General features: G+C 41.3%; 18 protein-coding genes, 2 tRNA genes and 1 pseudogene. 13 read left to right on the top strand and 8 right to left on the bottom strand.

Annotated features, from left to right (window positions below):
- Positions 1-440, top strand: a pseudogene (locus ACY3FQ_RS01170) (IS66 family transposase); the annotation flags it as partial.
- A 116-nt stretch (positions 441-556) separates the two neighbouring features.
- Positions 557-1,360, top strand: a complete 804-nt coding sequence (locus tag ACY3FQ_RS01165; protein ID WP_489773524.1) for a DUF4198 domain-containing protein — start codon at positions 557-559, stop codon at positions 1,358-1,360.
- Positions 1,361-1,426: 66 nt separating this feature from the next.
- Here ACY3FQ_RS01165 and ettA read toward each other — a convergent pair whose 3' ends face one another.
- Positions 1,427-3,088, bottom strand: a complete 1,662-nt coding sequence (gene ettA / locus ACY3FQ_RS01160; RefSeq protein WP_489773523.1) for an energy-dependent translational throttle protein EttA — start codon at positions 3,086-3,088, stop codon at positions 1,427-1,429.
- Between the two features lie 295 nt (positions 3,089-3,383).
- Here ettA and ACY3FQ_RS01155 point away from each other — a divergent pair, with 295 nt between their 5' ends.
- From ACY3FQ_RS01155 to ACY3FQ_RS01130, 6 genes are all read left to right on the top strand, one after another.
- Complete coding sequence (locus ACY3FQ_RS01155) at positions 3,384-4,661, top strand: O-acetylhomoserine aminocarboxypropyltransferase/cysteine synthase family protein (protein ID WP_224216389.1); 1,278 nt, start codon at positions 3,384-3,386, stop codon at positions 4,659-4,661.
- 320 nt (positions 4,662-4,981) lie between these two features.
- Positions 4,982-5,857 carry an SDR family NAD(P)-dependent oxidoreductase gene (locus ACY3FQ_RS01150; protein WP_224216388.1) on the top strand — a complete coding sequence of 292 codons (876 nt, stop codon included), beginning with the start codon at positions 4,982-4,984 and terminating at the stop codon, positions 5,855-5,857.
- Between the two features lie 132 nt (positions 5,858-5,989).
- Positions 5,990-6,313: a hypothetical protein gene (locus ACY3FQ_RS01145; RefSeq protein ID WP_224216387.1), complete on the top strand. Its 324-nt coding sequence runs from the start codon at positions 5,990-5,992 to the stop codon at positions 6,311-6,313.
- Positions 6,314-6,408: 95 nt separating this feature from the next.
- Positions 6,409-6,726 carry a hypothetical protein gene (locus ACY3FQ_RS01140; RefSeq protein WP_004691542.1) on the top strand — a complete coding sequence of 106 codons (318 nt, stop codon included), beginning with the start codon at positions 6,409-6,411 and terminating at the stop codon, positions 6,724-6,726.
- Between the two features lie 69 nt (positions 6,727-6,795).
- Positions 6,796-7,671, top strand: a complete 876-nt coding sequence (locus ACY3FQ_RS01135) for a sce7726 family protein (protein WP_228723716.1) — start codon at positions 6,796-6,798, stop codon at positions 7,669-7,671.
- Positions 7,637-8,551 carry a sce7725 family protein gene (locus tag ACY3FQ_RS01130; protein ID WP_176538374.1) on the top strand — a complete coding sequence of 305 codons (915 nt, stop codon included), beginning with the start codon at positions 7,637-7,639 and terminating at the stop codon, positions 8,549-8,551. The genes ACY3FQ_RS01135 and ACY3FQ_RS01130 overlap by 35 nt, the downstream gene beginning before the upstream one ends.
- Before the next feature lie 143 nt (positions 8,552-8,694).
- On the opposite strand, the gene ACY3FQ_RS01125 is transcribed toward ACY3FQ_RS01130, so the two are convergent.
- Both ACY3FQ_RS01125 and ACY3FQ_RS01120 read right to left on the bottom strand, forming a co-directional pair.
- On the bottom strand, positions 8,695-9,234 hold the full coding sequence (locus tag ACY3FQ_RS01125; RefSeq protein WP_126038012.1) for an IS630 family transposase: 540 nt from the start codon (positions 9,232-9,234) through the stop codon (positions 8,695-8,697).
- Entirely contained in the window at positions 9,230-9,706 is a 477-nt protein-coding gene (locus tag ACY3FQ_RS01120) for a helix-turn-helix domain-containing protein (protein WP_005262470.1), read from the bottom strand. The genes ACY3FQ_RS01125 and ACY3FQ_RS01120 overlap by 5 nt, the downstream gene beginning before the upstream one ends.
- 95 nt (positions 9,707-9,801) lie before the next feature.
- On the opposite strand from ACY3FQ_RS01120, the gene ACY3FQ_RS01115 reads away from it, so the two are divergent.
- A complete protein-coding gene (locus ACY3FQ_RS01115; RefSeq protein WP_176538375.1) occupies positions 9,802-10,680 on the top strand; it encodes an RES family NAD+ phosphorylase in 879 nt (292 codons plus the stop codon).
- Positions 10,681-10,723: 43 nt separating this feature from the next.
- Here ACY3FQ_RS01115 and ACY3FQ_RS01110 read toward each other — a convergent pair whose 3' ends face one another.
- Positions 10,724-13,075 carry a Tex family protein gene (locus ACY3FQ_RS01110; RefSeq protein WP_176538376.1) on the bottom strand — a complete coding sequence of 784 codons (2,352 nt, stop codon included), beginning with the start codon at positions 13,073-13,075 and terminating at the stop codon, positions 10,724-10,726.
- 336 nt (positions 13,076-13,411) lie between these two features.
- Here ACY3FQ_RS01110 and ompR point away from each other — a divergent pair, with 336 nt between their 5' ends.
- The 4 genes from ompR (at position 13,412) to ACY3FQ_RS01090 (ending at position 18,212) form a co-directional block, all read left to right on the top strand.
- Positions 13,412-14,176, top strand: a complete 765-nt coding sequence (ompR, locus tag ACY3FQ_RS01105; RefSeq protein ID WP_004691545.1) for an osmolarity response regulator transcription factor OmpR — start codon at positions 13,412-13,414, stop codon at positions 14,174-14,176.
- Between the two features lie 302 nt (positions 14,177-14,478).
- Positions 14,479-15,939, top strand: a complete 1,461-nt coding sequence (locus ACY3FQ_RS01100) for an ATP-binding protein (RefSeq protein WP_224216384.1) — start codon at positions 14,479-14,481, stop codon at positions 15,937-15,939.
- A 206-nt stretch (positions 15,940-16,145) separates the two neighbouring features.
- Positions 16,146-17,663, top strand: coding sequence for a succinyl-CoA:acetate CoA-transferase ScpC (gene scpC, locus ACY3FQ_RS01095; RefSeq protein ID WP_004978127.1), 1,518 nt, complete (start codon positions 16,146-16,148; stop codon positions 17,661-17,663).
- A 129-nt stretch (positions 17,664-17,792) separates the two neighbouring features.
- Positions 17,793-18,212, top strand: coding sequence for a GNAT family acetyltransferase (locus tag ACY3FQ_RS01090; protein ID WP_004691549.1), 420 nt, complete (start codon positions 17,793-17,795; stop codon positions 18,210-18,212).
- 10 nt (positions 18,213-18,222) lie between these two features.
- Here the strand turns inward: ACY3FQ_RS01090 and ACY3FQ_RS01085 are convergent, their stop codons facing one another.
- From ACY3FQ_RS01085 to ACY3FQ_RS01070, 4 genes are all read right to left on the bottom strand, one after another.
- On the bottom strand, positions 18,223-18,975 hold the full coding sequence (locus ACY3FQ_RS01085; RefSeq protein ID WP_151836173.1) for a class I SAM-dependent methyltransferase: 753 nt from the start codon (positions 18,973-18,975) through the stop codon (positions 18,223-18,225).
- Positions 18,976-19,117: 142 nt separating this feature from the next.
- A tRNA-Phe gene (locus tag ACY3FQ_RS01080) sits at positions 19,118-19,193 on the bottom strand.
- Positions 19,194-19,329: 136 nt separating this feature from the next.
- Positions 19,330-19,405: transfer RNA gene (locus tag ACY3FQ_RS01075), tRNA-Phe, on the bottom strand.
- Positions 19,406-19,591: 186 nt separating this feature from the next.
- On the bottom strand, positions 19,592-19,969 hold the full coding sequence (locus ACY3FQ_RS01070; RefSeq protein WP_151836174.1) for a GNAT family N-acetyltransferase: 378 nt from the start codon (positions 19,967-19,969) through the stop codon (positions 19,592-19,594).
- Positions 19,970-19,987: the final 18 nt, after the last annotated feature.

The following is a 19,987-nucleotide window of genomic DNA, read 5'->3' as shown; positions in this document are numbered from 1 at the left end:
CAGGCCAGCATGCTGAAGCGTTCCTGAAAGACTGGCAGGGCCATCTGGTCTGTGATGATTACAGTGGTTATAAAGCACGCTTTAAATCAGGCCAAGTCATTGAGGTGGGCTGCATGGCGCATGCTCGTCGTAAATTCCATGAACTGCATGTGACCAAGAAAAGTCAGGTCGCTGAACAGGCCTTAGTGCTGATTCAGAAACTGTATGCCATAGAAGCAGAACTCAGGAGAAAGACCGATGGTACAGCAGAACAGCGCCGCGAATACCGACAACAGCATAGTCAACCGGTGATGCAACAACTGTATGAATGGCTCAACCAGCATCAACTGACGGTGCCATCGAGTTCTCCAACCGCCAAGGCCATCAATTACACTCTGAAGCGTTGGCCAGCTTTAAGCCGCTATCTGGATGATGGCAATCTACCGATTTGCAATAATTGGGCTTAAAGCTCCCTTTTTATCTGCTCAAAGAATAAATAATAATTATTATCACCTGTTAGTTTTTCTCGATATAATCAAAAACCTCATCTTACGAAATATTTTTAGGCCTAGTCTCTATGAAAAACGCTCTACTCTGCACACTCTTGTTCTGTTCAGTGGCTCAAGCGCATGAACCCTATGTCGCTCCACTGGCGTATCACACTGAAAATACCCAAGTCCCTGTATTGAGCGCCTATGCGGAACAAGCCTTTCATCCTGAATATGCCCTAAAAGATATTTCATTCAGCGTTTTCCAACCCAACCAAACACAGACTACGATTCAAGCACAGAAGCACTTAGAATCTGCAACTGCATTTGATCTTAAGCTACCGGAAAAAGGCACCTATACCATTTTTGCCAAGACTTCATATCCAATTGAATATGTACAACATAATCGTCAATGGAAAATCTTTGCCGATGTCGCAGCAGACAAAGTCCCTGCCCTAAGCGAGCGTGACTATGTCATACCAAGTGACTTTAAAGGCAAAGTGCCAAGTAAGGTCTCTACGGTTCGCGAATGGAGCATTCAAAGCTATGTGAGCAAAGACAGCACCTCACCTGTTGCTATAACGCCAGCCCCAATTCAAGTCAACTTTAAAACCCATCCAAACCAAATCACGGTGCAACAGCCTGTACAACTGCAAATTACTCAAGCAGGCAAAGCTCTTGCACACGCAGAACTCATGGTTCGCGCTCAAGGTGAGCTTGAGCAGCAAGCGAAAAGCACACCTGTCGATGCACAAGGCAATGCCACACTCACTTTTGCACAAGCTGGGCAATACCTGATTGAAGTGAGCGAAAAAGTCGATGCCAAAGCAAAACCTAAAAATCAGTATTACACCATTATCAGCTTACAAGTGAATGCCACTAAAACGCCTTAAGCGACAATTGATAAGCATAAAAAAACCAGCCCGAAGGCTGGTTTTTTAATTGAATTAACGGAAGTATTAACCGCCAATTTTCTTGTATTTGGTCCGTTTTTGAACTGCAGCATCACCCAAACGCGCTAAACGATAGGCTTCATACTCAGCATAGTTACCTTCGTAGAATTCAGGCTGTTCGTTCTCAAACGACAAGATGTGCGTTGCAATACGGTCAAGGAACCAACGATCGTGCGACACCACCATTACCGTACCTGGGAATACAAGAATTGCATCCTCAAGCGCACGTAAGGTTTCGATATCCAAGTCGTTCGATGGCTCATCTAGTAAGATCACATTTGCGCCCATTTGCAGGATTTTCGCCAGTTGTAAACGGTTACGCTCACCACCTGACAACTCACCTACACGCTTCTGCTGGTCTTGACCTTTAAAGTTAAAGCGACCGATATAAGCACGTGATGCAATTTCATAATCGCCAATTCTTAAGATATCCAAACCGCCAGAAACTTCTTCCCAAACGGTTTTGTTGTTATCTAAGGTGTCACGAATCTGACCCACATACGCTACTTTAACCGACTCACCCAAAGTCACCGTACCCGTATCTGGCTGTTGTTCACCAGTCATCATACGGAACAGTGTGGTTTTACCCGCACCGTTTGGACCTACGATACCCACAATTGCTGTAGGCGGTACGGTAAAGCTCAGGTTTTCGTACAGTACGCGACCATCAAATGATTTGCTGATGCCTTCCACTTCTACGACTTTATTGCCTAGACGTGGGCCAGGTGGAATATAGATTTCAGAAGTTTCGTTACGCTGTTGGAATTCGCGTGAGTTAAGCTCTTCAAAACGCTCCATACGCGCTTTGTTTTTCTTTTGCTGACCTTTGGCATTTGAACGAACCCATTCAAGTTCTTTCTTCAATGCTTTAGCAAAAGATTCTTCTTGCTTGTTCTCTTGCTCTAGACGCGCATTCTTCTGCTCTAACCAAGAAGAATAGTTGCCTTGATATGGAATACCCATACCGCGGTCAAGCTCAAGAATCCATTCCGCCACGTTATCCAAGAAATAACGATCGTGCGTAATCGCCACAATCGTGCCGGCAAAGTCTTTCAAGAAACGCTCTAACCAAGACACAGATTCTGCATCCAAGTGGTTCGTCGGTTCGTCTAGAAGCAACATATCTGGCTTAGATAAAAGCAAACGACACAATGCAACACGACGATGCTCACCACCGGAAAGTAGTGTGACATCCGCATCCCAAGCTGGTAGGTTCAAGGCAGCTGCAGCTTGATCCATTTGGTTGCTCAGATTATGCGCATCCCATGAATGGATAATCGCTTCAAGTTTTTCTTGCTCTTTTGCCAATGCATCAAAGTCTGCATCTTCTGCTGCATATTCAGCAAATACTTCGTCCAAACGTGCCAAAGCATCCAATGGTTCACGTAAACCATCTTCTACGTTTCCACGGACATCTTTATTTGGATCAAGTGGCGGCTCTTGTTCTAAGTAACCGATTTTGATACCCGGTTGCGCACGAGCTTCACCAGAGAAATCTTTGTCTACGCCCGCCATAATACGAAGCAAGGTCGATTTACCTGCACCGTTTAAACCAAGTACACCAATTTTTGCACCCGGGAAAAATGACAAAGAGATGTCTTTTAAGATTTCGCGCTTAGGCGGAACCATCTTAGACACTCGGTTCATCGTATAAATATATTGGGCCACGTAGGACTCCTCAATAGAAAAACCAAAAAATCGCAAGAAGCGAAAAAATATTTGCGAGCATTATACGATGAATACGTTGAAAAAATAAGGCATGAAACCGATCTTCAATGCAATGTTACAACTTTCAGCACGGTTGTTTTTTAAACACCCACTTTATCTCACTTTTCCGCAGACAAGAAGCTGCTCGCATCTCATCTTTATGAATTTTTTAGATAAATATTCATTATTTTCACACTTTCACTCATATTCATTGATGGTAGACTGTGCAATATTTAACTCACGCAGATGAAGTCCCATGACCTATAAAGATGAAACTTTGGCTATCCATGCTGGTTATAGCCCCGAAGCCACCACCAAAGCAGTGGCCGTACCGATTTATCAAACCACGTCTTATGCCTTTGATAATACACAACATGGTGCGGATCTATTTGACCTAAAAGTTCAAGGCAATATTTATACTCGAATTATGAACCCGACCACTGCCGTGCTAGAACAACGTTTGGCTGCACTCGAAGGCGGTATTAGCGCGTTGGCCTTAGCCTCTGGCATGGCAGCCATTACTTATGCCATTCAAACCATTACCGAAGCAGGGGACAACATTGCTTCTGTTTCGACCTTGTACGGTGGCACCTATAACCTGTTTGCCCACACTCTACCGAAACAAGGCATTGAAGTCCGTTTCTTTGATTATCAAGATCCCGAAGCCCTACGCGGTTTAATTGATGAAAAAACCAAATTGGTCTTTATTGAATCGATTGGCAATCCACTCGGCAACATCATTGACCTAGAAGCGATTGCCAAAATTGCACATGAATATGGCGTGCCTGTGGTAGTCGATAATACCGTCGCAACTCCTGCGCTGCTGAAACCCTTTGAATACGGGGCAGATATTGTGGTGCATTCCTTAACCAAATATATTGGCGGGCATGGGAACTCGATTGGCGGTGCGATTGTCGACAGCGGTAAATTTCCTTGGGGCAAGTATCCTGAGCGCTTTAAAGTGCTGAATACGCCAGACCCAAGCTATCACGGCGTGAACTATGTTGAAGCTTTAGGCGAAGCAGCTTATATCGCGCGTGCCCGCGTGGTACCACTACGTAATACCGGCGCTGCGATTAGCCCTTTAAGCGTGTTCTTGATTCTACAAGGCTTAGAAACCCTAAACCTACGTATGGAACGTCATACTGAAAATGCGCAGAAAGTCGCAGAATATTTACAAGCCCACCCCAAAGTGAAATGGGTCAACTATGCCGGCCTGAAAGATCACCCACAGCATGGCTTGGCGCAAAAATATGTCAAAGGAAAACCTTCGGCAATTTTATCCTTTGGGGTACAAGATGGCCGTGAAGGTGGCACCCGCTTTATTGATGCTTTGCAACTCTTCACTCGCTTGGTCAATATTGGCGATGCCAAAAGTCTGGCGTGCCACCCCGCCACCACCACACATCGCCAACTGAATGAAGCAGAATTAAAGTCTGCTGGAGTAAGTCTTGATATGGTGCGTTTATCTGTAGGTATTGAACATATTGATGATTTGATTGCAGATTTAGAGCAGGCCTTGGCTCAAGTCTAAAAAACAGAGTGCTGAACTTAAAACCTCAATCACATGATTGAGGTTTTTTATACGCTTGTCTTTTATATTTATAGCCCTTTCACTTCGCTTGAATTCGTGGTAAAAACAAGTAATTAGAAGAAATAAAATAGAGCTTTTACTCTAATTTTATTTATTATTTCAATAACTTATGCAGTGATATTTTTAAGCAGTTTAGGTATTATACTGTGAAGGAAAGCCGCTACATTTCTCAGAAAATGCAGCCTTAATAATCGAATATAAAAATAGCCATAACCCTCAAATATTTGACTTAGATCAGGAATGATAACGTGAATTCAAGAATGGATAGACTTTTTAAAGAACGTGTAAATGGAAAAACCGTCTTAATTACAGGCGCTTCAAGTGGTATTGGTTTAACCGTTGCACACAAACTGGCTGATGCAGGAGCACACGTCCTTTTAGTTTCGCGCACCAAAGAAACATTAGAAGAAGTTAAAGCAGAAATCGAAGCCAAAGGCGGTTCAGCTTCTGTTTTTCCATGTGACCTAAATGATTTAGACTCGATTGATGAAGTTTCTAAGCAGATTTTAGCTTCAGTCGATCATATTGATATTTTAATTAATAACGCAGGTCGTTCAATCCGCCGTGCTGTACATGAGTCAGCGGAACGCTTCCACGACTTTGAACGCACCATGCAGCTTAACTACTTTGGTGCGGTACGTTTAGTCATGAACATCCTGCCACAAATGATGATTCGTCGTGATGGGCATATTATTAACATTAGCTCGATTGGCGTATTAGCAAATGCCACTCGTTTCTCGGCTTATGTGGCGTCTAAAGCCGCATTAGATGCATTCAGTCGCTGTCTTTCTGCCGAAGTGCATTCACATAAAATTGCGATTACTTCGGTGTATATGCCTTTGGTACGCACCCCGATGATTGCGCCGACGAAAATTTATAAATACGTCCCAACTCTTTCACCTGAACAAGCAGCAGATCTGGTTGCTTATGCGATTGTGAAGCGTCCGAAGAAAGTGGCAACTAACTTAGGGCGTTTGGCATCAATCACTCATTCAATTGCACCAGACATCAACAATAAACTCATGTCGATTGGTTATAACTTATTCCCAAGTTCTACTGCGTCTGTGGGCGAACAGCAAAAACTCAACTGGGTACAAAAAGCATATGCACGTTTGTTCCCAGGTGAACACTGGTAAGTTTTCTTACAATTTACCCAACCTTTGATCAAAGGTTGGGTAACTCAATTTTTCACCACTCTTTTATAGTTCTTAATATTAGCTTAAGAAAAAGAGCTCATCATAAAAGCAATTATAAAAGAGGAAAAAGAAATGCAGGCACTTTATTTATTCAAGCTTTTTTGCTTCATCTTTGCTGCAATTACCACTTTTAATCTATATACAGAACTCACCCTCTCTCATATTTCAATCTGGCAAGTGCTGATTCATGGCGGTTTGCTGATGATCTTGCTCGAATTTGGCTTTAAGAGCCAACGCGCACCACAACAGACTACCCCACTAACGAGTGAAATACGCTCACTAGAAACAGAAACTGGACCAACTTCACAACCCCCAAGCATGTATAGCAATATTTTTTCAAAAATAGGTTTAATCTCCATTTTTTCCAGCCTGATTGGACAAAGCCTAATCAGTTAAGGCACATACCCTTTTTTGTGGACAAAAGATAAAGACGACGCGACCCTTCTACTTTTTGTGTTATAAACAGCCGTCTTTTTTTATTTTGTGAATTTATGCGCGCTTTTACTTTCGTACTGCAATATGTGTGTATCGCTTTTGCGATTTATCTCTGCTACCGAGTAGGCAGTAGCCTGTATTTACAAGATTATGTGATGATGGATATCGTGGCCAATGTCGGGACAATTCTAATCTGTATCGATCTTGCTGTTTTCCTGTGGCATAGCCGCAGTACCCAAGCCATAAGCCTCAAAGATTATGCCACTCGACTGGAACAACCCGCTCCAACCTTTGTCAAAGTTTGCCGAAAACTTGGGCACTTTGGCATTATGCTGATTATCACCAGTTGGATCGTGCCCATCATCAACGGATAAAAGTAACCATAAAAAAACCTCCTGATGAGGAGGTTTTTTAATACAATGTATCCACACTACAAAATTTCAATGAATATGATTGCTGAGAGAGAAATTGCTAAATTATTTACAAGCAACTGCTTAAATGCTGTCGCTAGCAATGATTGTTCGGCTCTAAAAAAGTTAAAGTTATACGAAATTGCGGATCAATATAAAGTTAATACATTTGAAGAGCTTTATGAAATTGCCTATAAAAATTTAAGTAAGAATTATCGCAATGAATATATCTATAAGAATATAATTGCTAGGAATATATTACTTGGCCGTCATTCTCTCAATTCATCCATTCTTCTTTCAGAATTCCGAGTCGGAACTAATAAAGCAGATCTGGTTCTACTTAATGGTTGTTCTACATGTTATGAAATTAAAACTGAATATGACAGTTTAGTACGCCTAAATGATCAGCTAACTTCTTACCTAAAACTATTTGATAAAGTCAATGTAGTCTGCTCGTCCCACATGCTAGAGTCAGTTTTACATTTAACACCAATTGAAGTAGGTGTAATAGTACTAACAGATGCAAATACTTTAAAAACTATACGTGAGCCTATCGAAACTGAACAATTAGATATCGAATTTATGATGAAATCACTTCGTAAAAATGAATATCAATCAATTGCTGAAAAACTTTATAAACTTAAAATCAATGTCCCCAATACTCGACTTTATGAGTTATGTGAGAAAATCATCAAATCACATGATCAAAAGACAGTAAAAAAAGCTTTTCTTTCAACACTCAAAATAACTCGTAAAAATAATGCAGAAGCCATAAATTCATTACCATTTTTTTTGACTAATGCATTAATTAGCTTTAAATTCAATCAAAACAGTATTAGCTCACTTATAAAAATTTTTTCGGAGAATCACCTGAATGTACTATCCAATATTGAGGGGGAAACTAAATGAACTTCTAGCATTACGAGAACTTGCACAACTAGAACTTCAAAAATTTATTCCCGTAATAGAACCAGTAAAGAACGATATAAAAGCATTGGTCAAGACTATTCAGACTCTAAACTCTAACGCTATTGAACCTTATATTATTATAAACCCTACAATTGGTGACTTCTCTAATTCAAAATTAGCCTTGTATGAAGAATTAAGAAAATTTGATGGTATTGGTTATCAAGTTTTATACTCAATCAATGAAAGTACAGAGATATATGAAGATTTCCTAGATTTAGGTGCTTTTGGTCTATTTATTCAAAAAGGTATAGATCAAAATATTCTAGACTTCTCTGAAAAATCTAACATTAATTTTATTCAGAACGATACAAATCCAAATATTAAGAAAAGAATTAAAAATCGCGTTTCGTACGAAGACTTCTTCAAAAAACAACAAAGAAATGCTGATTATCCAAAAGAGTCTCCATTCTCTTCATTACATAGTTACTACAAAGAAGAATCAAACATAGGTTTTGCAGATTACACCATTACTGGAGAAGATTTTAGTGAAGGTGGCGGTCCTGCATATGTTGTAACCATCCATTGTTCTTATATTGATAAAAATAGATTTGATGAATTATTCATAAGGCATTATTCATCTGAAAATGATGGAACACCTACAAATCCTGGGGCCAAATTTAAAGAAGCTCTTGATCTGCTCATTACGGATATTCAAAAAAAAGAAATTCCATTTATTGATACAAATGCACTAAATGAATTCATATATCTACACTCAATTGAACATTTCCCGGGTTTAGGTCAAGTCAAAAAAATTTCCATTAAGCATCACATTGAAACGGTAAATTATTTTCTAATGAACGCTGTTGAGGTTAATAGTTGATGAGTTCAGTTTGCTGTGTAAATTGCTTTAATGATAATGCTATCAAGCGTGTAATCATAAGCCTTAGCCAACTGGGTCGCTGTCATTATTGTAATCAAAACAATGCTCCAATAATTTCTATTGATAATTTACTTAAGTATCAACTAAAAAGTAAACATGTATTCATTACCAAAACCCTTTGAAATCTGCCCAACCCAACGCTCTATTTGATCTGCCTTCATTACCTTAAAATCCCGCCAGTTATACTTCATCTGCTTCCAAACCATCTCAATTCTATTCAGCTCAGGACTATACGCAGGTAGAAAATACAAAGTCGTTGAATATTCTTGTACAAGAAGCTTGCGCCAATCTACCATCTGTTTGCTGCGATGAATCGAGGCATTGTCAACAATCAACACCAAAGGAACTTGATAGCTGCGTTTCACCTGTGCTGCTACACCCATCAAATAGGCATAAAACCAGCGACTGTTAACGGACTCCTGTAGGCAACTGGTGATCAGATGACCCGTTGACAGGAGACAACCCATCACATTAACTCGCTTTAGTCTTACAGCATCAACCGCATGAACATCGCCTATCTTTGTCCATGCATAACGGTTATCTGGCGTAGCCGAAAATCCTGTTTCGTCGACATAGCCCAATACAATTTCACCACGTGCCGCTTGCTCACGTAATGCTTCAATTTGCTGTTGCGCTTGTCCAAATGCGGTCGGGTCTCTTTTTTTTCAAGCTGTGGCGGGTGCGTTTGAAGACCATGCCTGAATCTCGCAAAAACTTGCGAATAGTTTCAACAGACACGGACACACCGTGTTTTTCATGCAGTTTGACTCGGATTTGTTCTGCATTGAGTGGGCTTGTGTTGACCCACTCTAAGATTTGAGCCTGATAGTTTGATGTCAGTGTATTGGGACGGCCTGAGCGATGACCTTCTTGAATCGATTCAAACTGATGTAGCTCCCAATGTCGGCGTTGTAGCCTTATGGTTTCTGGGATACGCTCTTGTAACGCAGCAACTTCGGCAACAGTTTTACCTTCGGAAAGCCAGAGAATAGTTTGGGCACGTTGTCTTTCACGCCAATGTGCTGCATGCTTGGTCAGGAGAATTAGTTGTGCACGCTGTTCTAAGCTGAGTGGGACGGTAACAATCCGTGGCATGTGCAAACATCGTTTAACCAAAAATGTCTTTTCGCATGTTTAGTTATTTTTGTCAACTTACCAACTTAACGTCAACATTGGAAGGCTTCTCTATTATGTTTGAAGAGGATGACCATGCAACTAGACTAATAGATATATTAGATGAAGACTTTAAAATATTTTCTAAGACTACTGAAAAATCTAGGCTCAAGAATAATTTATCTTTAATCTCTCCAAATATTTTTAACAAGAAGTTCAAATCTGCAAATACAGCTGAAATGCATCAACAATGGATTAATTTCAAAAATGAAATAATCCATGAAAATCGTTTTTTCCCTCAAACTTCAATTTATAAAGAAGCATTCCTGCCCGATGGCAACTTATATTCTAATTTTCAACAACTTATTGAACAATTGTTATATCAAATTCACCCAGCAGAAATATTTTATCGAGGGCGTATTAGCGACACTCCTTTAGCCCATGATAAAATGGGTAAGCCACCTGCTAAATTAGCAACATTAGGACGTGCCAATCCTTATGGAATTTCCTACCTATATTTAGCTCAAACTAAAGATATTTGTATAAAAGAGATAAGACCTAATAATGGTGATACTATTTCGATAGCTAAATTTAATGTTACTCAAGAACTTAATGTTATTGATTTAAGAGCACCGCGTGAAAATATCTCCTTTCTATCACTTAGCTCATCAAGCTACATTGACATTTTAAAACTTGTCAGCTTACTGGAAACATTTACTGACGAACTCTCATTACCTGTGCTTCCAAACAATTCACATCGTGAATATATACCAACGCAATTTATTACTGAATTCTTTAAAACTCATGGTCATTTAGATGGCCTTATTTTTAATAGCTCATATGGCACTGGATATAATTTAGTTCTTTTTAAAGATGAACATTGTATTTGTGACACTTCCCATCATATTGAATTTATAAAAATCAAAGGCATCGATTTCGCACATGGGCCTGCATAAAAAAACCTCCCAATCGGGAGGTTTTTTATTCAAATCTTAAAGATTATTTCGAACCTTTAATGCCTGCTTGAAGTAACAATGCACCTAAACCACCAATTTTATTTTCTTGAGGTTTAGCCGTTTGCGGCTTTTTGTTTGTTTGAGCACGCTCACCTTGAGGACGTGCTTGTTGTGGACGTTTACCTTGTGGTTTACGTTCACTACGCTCTGTATTTTCACGACGTGGTTGACGTGGAGCTTTAGACGCTTCAGCACCTTCAGGGCGCATCGACAAATTCACACGATTACGCTCAGCATCTACAGTGAGTACACGTACTTGCACAATTTGCCCCGGCTTCACCACTTTATGCGGATCTGCAACGAATTCATTGGCCAACTCTGAAATATGAACTAAACCATCTTGGTGTACACCCACATCCACAAAAGCACCGAAGTTCGTTACATTGGTCACGACACCTTCAAGCTGCATGCCTTCAGTCAGTTGCGCAACTTCCGTAATGTCTTCACGAAATTTTGCTGTACGGAACTCTGGACGCGGATCACGACCTGGTTTTTCCAGTTCAGACAGTACATCTTGAATGGTTGGTAAACCAAATTTCTCATCTGCAAATTCTTCAGCATTCACTTGGCGAATGATTTCAGAGTTACCAATGATATCTTTCACCGTCGTCGCTTTCGCTTCAACAATTTTACCGACCAGCGCATAAGACTCTGGGTGAACAGCAGAAGCATCCAGTGGCTCTGAACCATCTTGAATACGTAAGAAACCTGCCGCTTGTTCAAAAGTACGCTCGCCTAAACGTGGCACTTTTTTCAAATCTTGGCGGTTGTCAAAACGGCCATTTTCTTTACGAAAATCGACAATTTGCTGCGCAATCGACTTATTCAAACCTGCGATATAACCCAAGATAGCAGATGATGCAGTATTAACATCCACACCTACCGAGTTCACACAGTCTTCAACGACTGCTTCAAGGGTTTTCGCTAAACCCGTTTGGTTCACATCATGTTGGTACTGACCTACACCAATCGATTTTGGATCGATTTTCACCAGTTCAGCCAATGGGTCTTGTAAACGACGTGCAATCGACACTGCACCACGAATCGACACATCTAACTCTGGTAACTCCGCAGAAGCCAATTCAGATGCTGAATAAACCGATGCACCCGCTTCTGATACAGAAACACGGGTCAATTTAAGATCGCTATTCGCAGCCATCATTTCAGCCACAACGCTTTCTGTTTCACGGCTTGCTGTACCATTGCCAATGGCAATCAGGTCAACATTAAACTCACGGCATAAACGGGCAAGTTCTGCAATTGAACCGACCTTATCGTCTTTGGGTGCAAATGGATAAATCGTACTATGTGCAAGTACATCACCTGATGCATTCACCACAGCCAATTTCACCCCTGTACGGATGCCAGGGTCTACCCCTAAGGTTGTACGTGCGCCCGCAGGTGCAGACAACAACAAATGACGTAAGTTTTCAGCAAAAACATCCATTGCTTCAGATTCGGCTGCAAGACGTTTTTCGGTGAGCAACGAATGTTCGATACTTGGACGAACCTTGCCTAACCAGAACAATTTAGCCGTTTGTTTTAAATAGTCTTGACGTGCTTGCGGCTGTGCAGTTTCAAGGCTGTATTCAGTTTCAATACGCGCCAATGGTGCATCATCTTCGCCATCCACTTTTAAACCTAAAACATTTTCTTGACGACCACGTAACATAGCCAATAAGCGGTGTGACGGGACTTTATTTAAATTTTCAGAAAAGTCGAAGTAATCGCGGAATTTTTTGCCAACTTCTTTTTTCTCATCACTTGCCACTAAACTTTTTAAAGTGGCTGTTTTTGCAAACATTGCCTTAAGTTCAGTGGTCAGTGCAATGTTCTGCGCCCAGTCATCAATTAGAATATGTTGAATCGCATCCAACTGACTTTCTAGATCTGGATAATCTTCATGGCTAAAGTCTGCCAATGCTTCAGCTGGATCAACCGCTTCTGCAAAGATTTTTTCTGCAATCGGGCCTAAGCCTGCTTCTTTGGCTTTAAATGATTTACTGGTCCGTTTTGGACGGTACGGTGCGTAAATTTCTTCTAAGGCATTTTTAGTTTCAGCAGCATTTACACGCGCCAATAAATCATCAGACAATTTGTCTTGTTCTTTTAATGATTCGATTACCTTGTCGCGACGTTCAAATAAGTCACGTAAATAAGCCAAACGTGTATCGAGCTGACGTAACTGCGCATCATCTAAGCCTTGCGTGACTTCTTTACGGTAACGCGCAATAAATGGAACGCTAGCACCTTCATCAATCAACTTGATGGCAGCCTCGATTTGATTTGGACGTACGGCAATTTCTTTTGCCAACTGCTGAACTAAGTCAGTCATCGTATGTGATCCCACAAGGATATGTACTAAAAGCCATGATTATAAAGACCAAGACTATAAAATCCACAACTGTTTTTATTAATTTAATGGCTTAAATGTGACATATTTCAGGCAAATTTCATAAATCCATCTCATTTTCAGTGTTAAATCTTATTTTTAGGTATTCTTTGCCATTTTTTTCTATGGGCTAAGATGTATACATTTGGTATCTATGTCTTGATTTTACCTGCAATATTTGTTGCTTTAGAGCATAGTAAAGACATACAAATGAGTCGTATACTCAAGACTATCCCGACTTTTGTTTACGATGACAATAAAGAATAAAGGAGCACTTCAATGAGTTTAGTTGTACCTGCTGAAAAAACAGATGCTGTACATAGTGACGCAGATCGCGTTGAACGCATTTTAGTGGTAGATGACGATGTGCGTTTACGTACGCTACTCCAACGCTTTTTAGAAGATAAAGGCTTTGTGGTAAAAACAGCGCATGACGCAACCCAAATGGATCGTCTATTACAGCGCGAACTGTTTTCACTGATTGTGCTCGACTTCATGCTCCCTGTTGAAGATGGCTTAAGTATCTGCCGTCGTCTACGCCAATCAAATATTGATACGCCTATTATTATGCTTACCGCACGTGGCAGTGACTCAGATCGTATTGCAGGTCTAGAAGCGGGTGCAGATGACTACTTACCGAAACCATTTAATCCAAATGAGTTGTTAGCACGTATTCGCGCCGTACTGCGCCGCCAAGTCCGTGAAGTTCCAGGCGCACCAAGCCAACAAATGGAAGTGGTCAGCTTTGGGCCATGGTCACTTGATTTATCAACACGTACCTTAACGCGTGAAGGTCAAGTCGTAACCCTAACTACAGGTGAGTTTGCAGTCCTCAAAGCCTTGGTACAACATCCGCGTGAACCTTTGACTCGCGACAAATTGATGAACCTTGCGCGTGGCCGTGAATGGGGAGCAATGGAACGTTCGATTGATGTTCAAGTATCGCGCCTTCGTCGTCTTGTAGAAGAAAACCCTGCTCGCGCACGTTATATCCAAACGGTTTGGGGTGTGGGTTATGTGTTCGTTCCAGATGGCGCGGAATAATTCAAAACTAAAATTACGGCTTCGGTCTTTTTAAACTGAGTAGCAATAATCAGCACGACGGAGTCCTAAAATTAAGCTCAACTTTATCGATTAACCTGCGGTTCGCCTTACTTTTGTTTCGACAAAAGTAAGCAAAACCATTGTCATCTGCAAAACTCGGCATATTTCTGCATTTCAACATCATGCTCGCAGAAACTTTATAACACCCAGACCTCCTGCCTCGAACAATTGCAGATGACTTTTCGCGTATCGCATACCTGTCACCATTGAACTATGTCACTTACATAGAAACAGGAAATCACGTGAAACTCGAACCCATCGACCCTCAAAAATTTACAGATTACGAAGCGTATTCAGAACGGAAACGCACGCGTTGGGAACGCTTTTTAGATAAAATCAAGCCGCGTTCTGCTGCCATGCGTACCACCGTACTGGTACTCTTCATTGTATTTTTCAGTTTATTTATGTCCTTGTGGTTCTTTTGGCGAACTCTATATCTTCCAGAAATCCAACAACATGCTCGTTACCTTGCTGTTGAAATAGAAATTCTCAACAACCCCGATTTACGGATTTATCATCAAAATACTGAAGTCGATGTCGATGACTGGTTAAGAAGCCGTGTTGGCATTGAATACGTCACCGATCCCAAAGAATATCCCAATGTCAAAGATAAAGTCATCGCCGAATTCTTTACCAACCAAATTGAAGCTAAGCTGGCCAAAGAATTAAAAGTCGAGCATGCCACAGTATATTTCCAGTTTAAACCTAGCCCGCGCATTTGGATTCAAACCCCTGAAATGAATGGCAACTGGGTCCGGGAACCACTGAAAACCTATGCCAACTACAGCCCTGAGCTAATTTTCGGCTGGTTACTCGGCGTCCCCTTGATTGCAGCAGCCATTATTTTAACCTTGGTTCGTCAGCTCAATCGCCCGCTGCGTCGTCTGCAAAATGCAGCCAACAGTTATAGTAAAACAGGCACAGCACCGTATTTAGAGACCAATCACGGCCCCCAAGAAATTCGCGAGGTCAACCAAGCGTTTAATCACATGATCTACACCCTAGATCAGACTGAACGTGACCGTCGGATTATGTTGGCAGGGATTTCACATGACTTACGCACCCCTCTGACCCGTATTCGACTCAGTGCGGAAATGATGCCCGATGATGATTTTTTAAAAGAAGGACTGATTTATGACGTTGAAGATATGGACGCGATCTTAAATCAGTTCATTTCCTATATGCGTGACGGCTCGGATGAGGAAATCCAAGACACCGATTTAAATATGCTGTTACAAGAATTGGTGGTGCAATTCAAACCGTTGGATATTCGTTTTGAGCCTGCTGAATTACCGATTATACAAGCACGCAGTCTATCTCTTAAACGCCTGATTGGTAACTTGATTAATAATTCAAAACGCTACGGTGCTGAGCCGATTGAACTTTCCGCAACAGTGCAAAATGAACATATTTTAATTAGCGTAGCAGACCATGGTGAAGGCATTCCTGACGATCAAATTGAAGAACTTATGCAACCTTTTGTACGTGGGAATGAAGCCAGAACAGTCCAAGGCAGTGGTTTAGGTCTCGCCATTGTGAAGCGCATTGTCGATATTCACCAAGGTCAGCTCAGCATTCATAATCGGGAACAAGGCGGACTTGAAGCAATTATTTCGCTACCTCTTCATCACAATCAAGATGTTGAAATTTCCAGCAACAATCCACTCGAAAAATTAAAGCAAACCTTGGTTGAGCATTTTTAAACTTTGTACAATAGTTGATCAAACGATTTTGTTCAACTATTCAACAATTTAATTTTACCAAATATATTTCAACTACTTACAAATCATCAGAATCCCTTATACCCACATTTTTTCAAAAAATTAGACCTTAGCCTAACAGGTATGCACAATGTCGTTCTTGATCGGTACAATCGGTGCCAGATCCAGAATATTAACGAGAGTAAACCATGTCTTTAGATCGTATCCGTTTAGCTTCACTTCACGATAAAGTCATCAGTGCGGAAGAAGCGTCTGCTTTTATTGAAGATGGCATGACTGTAGGTATGAGTGGCTTCACTCGTGCTGGCGAAGCGAAAGCTGTACCTTTGGCATTGGTTAAACGTGCACACACAAATCCTTTAAAAATCACATTAATTACTGGTGCTTCTTTAGGTAATGACCTAGACAAGCAATTGACTGAAGCGGGTGTATTGGCACGTCGTTTACCGTTCCAAGTGGACAACACTTTACGTAAAGCCATCAACAATGGCGAAGTGATGTTCATTGACCAACACTTGTCTGAAACTGTTGAGCAAATGCGTAACCTTCAGTTGAAAAAGCCAGATGTAGCGATCATTGAAGCGGTTGCAATTACTGAAGATGGCGGCATCATTCCAACAACGTCGGTAGGTAACTCTGCAAGCTTCGCAATTTTCGCAGAAAAAGTGATTGTTGAAATCAACACCAACTTAAGCCCTGCATTTGAAGGCTTACACGATATTTACATCCCAACTTACCGTCCAACACGTCAACCGATTCCATTGACTCAAGTGGATGAGCGTATTGGTACGCACGCGATCAATATCGATCCTGCAAAAATCGTAGGTATCGTCATCAACAATGACTTGCACGACTCTCCATCAACAGTAACTGCACCAGATGATGAAACTCAAGGCATTGCAGACCACTTAATCGCATTCTTTGAAAAAGAAGTGGCTGAAGAGCGTCTACCTAAAAACTTAGGCCCATTACAAGCAGGGATTGGCTCAATTGCCAATGCTGTACTTACAGGCCTTAAAGATTCAAACTTCGAAGACCTCGTGATGTATTCAGAAGTACTTCAAGATTGTACGTTTGAATTGATTGATGCAGGTAAAATGAAGTTTGCTTCAGGTTCCTCAATTACCCTTTCAGCTAAATACGGCGAAAAAGTATTTAATAACCTTGAAGCGTACAAAGATAAATTGGTTTTACGTCCGCAAGAAATTTCGAACCACCCTGAATTGGTTCGTCGTTTAGGTATTATCGGCATCAATACTGCGCTTGAATTTGATATTTACGGTAACGTAAACTCAACTCACGTTTGCGGTACGAAAATGATGAACGGTATTGGTGGTTCAGGTGACTTCGCACGTAATGCACACTTGGCGATCTTCGTAACCAAATCAATTGCGAAAGGTGGCGACATCTCTTCAATCGTACCGTTTGCATCGCACATCGATCACGCAGAACATGATGTTGACATCCTGGTAACAGAACAAGGTTTGGCTGACCTGCGTGGTTTAGCACCGCGTGAACGTGCTCGTGCGATTATCGACAACTGTGCACACCCACTGTATCGTGATGCATTAAATGACTACTTCGATCGCTCATGTGCAAAAGGTGGTCATACGCCTCACCTTCTACGTGAAGCGTTGTCTTGGCATTCTAACTTTGAAGAAACAGGTCACATGCTTCCTGTTCAAGCAGAAGCGAAATCTGCTTAATTTAAAGTTTAAAAAAAAGCGCCCTCTTGGGCGTTTTTTTATGTCTGATGAAAAGTGTAAGAAAACACTTATCAAAATAAAAAAACTCAATTAATCTAAAGGCATCCAAAAAATAAAAATGCCAAGCTCATGTTCATTATTCGCCCCTATCTCGAAACAGATTTAGAAGACGTCATTGCACTTTGGGAGGTATGCGACCTCACTCGCCCTTGGAACAACCCTGAAATTGATATTTTTAGAAAAACTGCGCAAAAAGATGGTTTATTTTTACTGGCCGTTAAAGATGAACAACTCATCGCCACATTGATGGGTGGTTATGATGGCCATCGCGGCTGGATTAATTATTTGGCGGTACATCCACACTTCCAACGTAATGGGGTCGCAACCGCACTCATACAGCAGCTAGAAAAGCGCCTGATTGCTTTGGGCTGCCCCAAACTACAGTTGCTTGTACGTAAAGAAAATATCGACGTGCAAAGCTTCTATGAGCAACTGGGTTACGAGGAAATCGAAGTCGTATGCTTTGGTAAACGTCTGATTGCCGATTAAGCTCAAACACTCAATGCGCCGATACAGGTAGACGACCCAATCTTAAAAAAATTGGAAATTTAAGCTCAAAGACTTGGTTCCCATAATCGTCCAACGCAAAGAATGCTTTGATCTCATATAAGGGGTCATCTGAATTTTTCGCCCGATAATGTTTCAGTGCAGACCATGTGTTTAAATAATCCAACAATTGAGCAGCAGACCATTGAAATGACATCGACAATTCAGACGTCGCTATTTTCTCAAAGGGAAAAGGAATGGTTTGATAGGCCTCGTCGATATAACGTCGTTCTGCATCCCAATAGCCTTTCAAAGTCTTAAAATAAAGTCGCTCAATACAGCCCTGCAACTCAGGTTGCTGCAGCTGAATTAAACCATAGCCAATGACCGCCAAAATGCCTTCAGGTCGTAAAGTCCGCCGCACTTCTGCATAAAAGCCATCAAAGTCAAACCAATGAATGGCTTGAGCCACCGTGATTAAATCAAAACTCTGCTCAGCAAAACTGGTGTGCTCTGCAGACTGAACTTGATAACTGACATTTTCAAAATAAGGTGCATGTTGTAACTGATGAGCACTGATATCTGTCGCCACCACGGCATCAAAATGCGGCGCCAACAATTGAGTCAATTGTCCCGACCCTGCGCCACAGTCCCATGCAAATTGAGGAGTCGCCACATGCTTGAGTATTTCTTGAATCAAACTCGCTGGATAATTCGGACGTGCGAGTTGATAAAGCTGACTTCCTGACGAAAAGCGGTCTTTCATAAGCCATTCTCAGTCTTATTTTTGACTCAAAATTAGCACATTTTCCATTAACTAAAGCATGATGTTGTCCAACACCTTATACAATCCTACTTTTCATGGCACAAAAAAAAGCCCCAAACATTGTTTGAGGCTTTTTTGAATATGGTGGCGAGACCCAGGATCGAACTGGGGACACACGGATTTTCAATCCGTTGCTCTACCTACTGAGCTATCACGCCGATGCCGTGTATTAAGCCGTATCTCGGATGAATAGTCAATAAAAATCATCACTTTTTTATTTGATCGGATAAATTTCAGGCAAAAAAAATCCCTGATGGGATCAGGGATTGAAATCTTTAAATAAGATTTTTAATATGGTGGCGAGACCCAGGATCGAACTGGGGACACACGGATTTTCAATCCGTTGCTCTACCTACTGAGCTATCACGCCGATGTCGCGTATTAAACAGTTTAAGCGAAGCAGCGTCAAGTGCGTTTTCAAAAAAATCATTTGAGTGTTTACTTTTACAGCAAACCTATCACCCTTCGTACATTTTTTGAGTCATTCTTTGTACTTAGAGCGCATCACCATCGCTGTTCATGAAAAAAAGCAGCCCGAAGGCTGCTTTAAAAAAGCTTAAATTTTACCAATGTGCTCTAAGCAACGGTGAATCGCACCACAACCCGGCTCAAACACTTTCACACCTTTTTCTTCTTCCATACGGCAAACTTCTTCAACCAGTCGCTCTGCAACCCCTCGCCCACGGTTTGCAGGATGCACCACGATGTATTCTAAGGTTTTATTTTCACCCTGCCCACTACACCAAATGGCACCAATGACTTTAGTATTAAAGTCTGCGGTGTAAAGTAAGGTATACTGAGCTAGATTTTGCTCAAGTTGTTCTACGGCATCATGCCCATCGCCAAATTCAGGACTAGTGTCGTACAGTCGCTCTAGCTGGCTGCGCAACTCTTCTTTTTCCAGTGAAGTATAAGCGTGTACGGTAATAGGCATTGATAAACCCTCCTGAGC

The organism is Acinetobacter sp. AB03 (assembly GCF_058107045.1).
Note: the sequence above shows the minus strand (reverse complement) of the source record. Positions and strands in the feature narration are given on the sequence as shown.

Excerpts from the sequence above, each read along its gene's own strand:
- ACY3FQ_RS01165 (WP_489773524.1), top strand. The coding sequence starts at position 557 with ATGAAAAACGCTCTACTCTGCACACTCTTGTTCTGTTCAGTGGCTCAA.
- ACY3FQ_RS01155 (WP_224216389.1), top strand. The coding sequence starts at position 3,384 with ATGACCTATAAAGATGAAACTTTGGCTATCCATGCTGGTTATAGCCCC.
- ACY3FQ_RS01150 (WP_224216388.1), top strand. The coding sequence starts at position 4,982 with ATGGATAGACTTTTTAAAGAACGTGTAAATGGAAAAACCGTCTTAATT.
- ACY3FQ_RS01145 (WP_224216387.1), top strand. The coding sequence starts at position 5,990 with ATGCAGGCACTTTATTTATTCAAGCTTTTTTGCTTCATCTTTGCTGCA.
- ACY3FQ_RS01140 (WP_004691542.1), top strand. The coding sequence starts at position 6,409 with ATGCGCGCTTTTACTTTCGTACTGCAATATGTGTGTATCGCTTTTGCG.
- ACY3FQ_RS01135 (WP_228723716.1), top strand. The coding sequence starts at position 6,796 with ATGAATATGATTGCTGAGAGAGAAATTGCTAAATTATTTACAAGCAAC.
- ACY3FQ_RS01130 (WP_176538374.1), top strand. The coding sequence starts at position 7,637 with ATGTACTATCCAATATTGAGGGGGAAACTAAATGAACTTCTAGCATTA.
- ACY3FQ_RS01120 (WP_005262470.1), bottom strand. The coding sequence starts at position 9,706 with ATGCCACGGATTGTTACCGTCCCACTCAGCTTAGAACAGCGTGCACAA.
- ACY3FQ_RS01115 (WP_176538375.1), top strand. The coding sequence starts at position 9,802 with ATGTTTGAAGAGGATGACCATGCAACTAGACTAATAGATATATTAGAT.
- ACY3FQ_RS01110 (WP_176538376.1), bottom strand. The coding sequence starts at position 13,075 with ATGACTGACTTAGTTCAGCAGTTGGCAAAAGAAATTGCCGTACGTCCA.
- ompR (WP_004691545.1), top strand. The coding sequence starts at position 13,412 with ATGAGTTTAGTTGTACCTGCTGAAAAAACAGATGCTGTACATAGTGAC.
- scpC (WP_004978127.1), top strand. The coding sequence starts at position 16,146 with ATGTCTTTAGATCGTATCCGTTTAGCTTCACTTCACGATAAAGTCATC.
- ACY3FQ_RS01090 (WP_004691549.1), top strand. The coding sequence starts at position 17,793 with ATGTTCATTATTCGCCCCTATCTCGAAACAGATTTAGAAGACGTCATT.
- ACY3FQ_RS01085 (WP_151836173.1), bottom strand. The coding sequence starts at position 18,975 with ATGAAAGACCGCTTTTCGTCAGGAAGTCAGCTTTATCAACTCGCACGT.
- ACY3FQ_RS01070 (WP_151836174.1), bottom strand. The coding sequence starts at position 19,969 with ATGCCTATTACCGTACACGCTTATACTTCACTGGAAAAAGAAGAGTTG.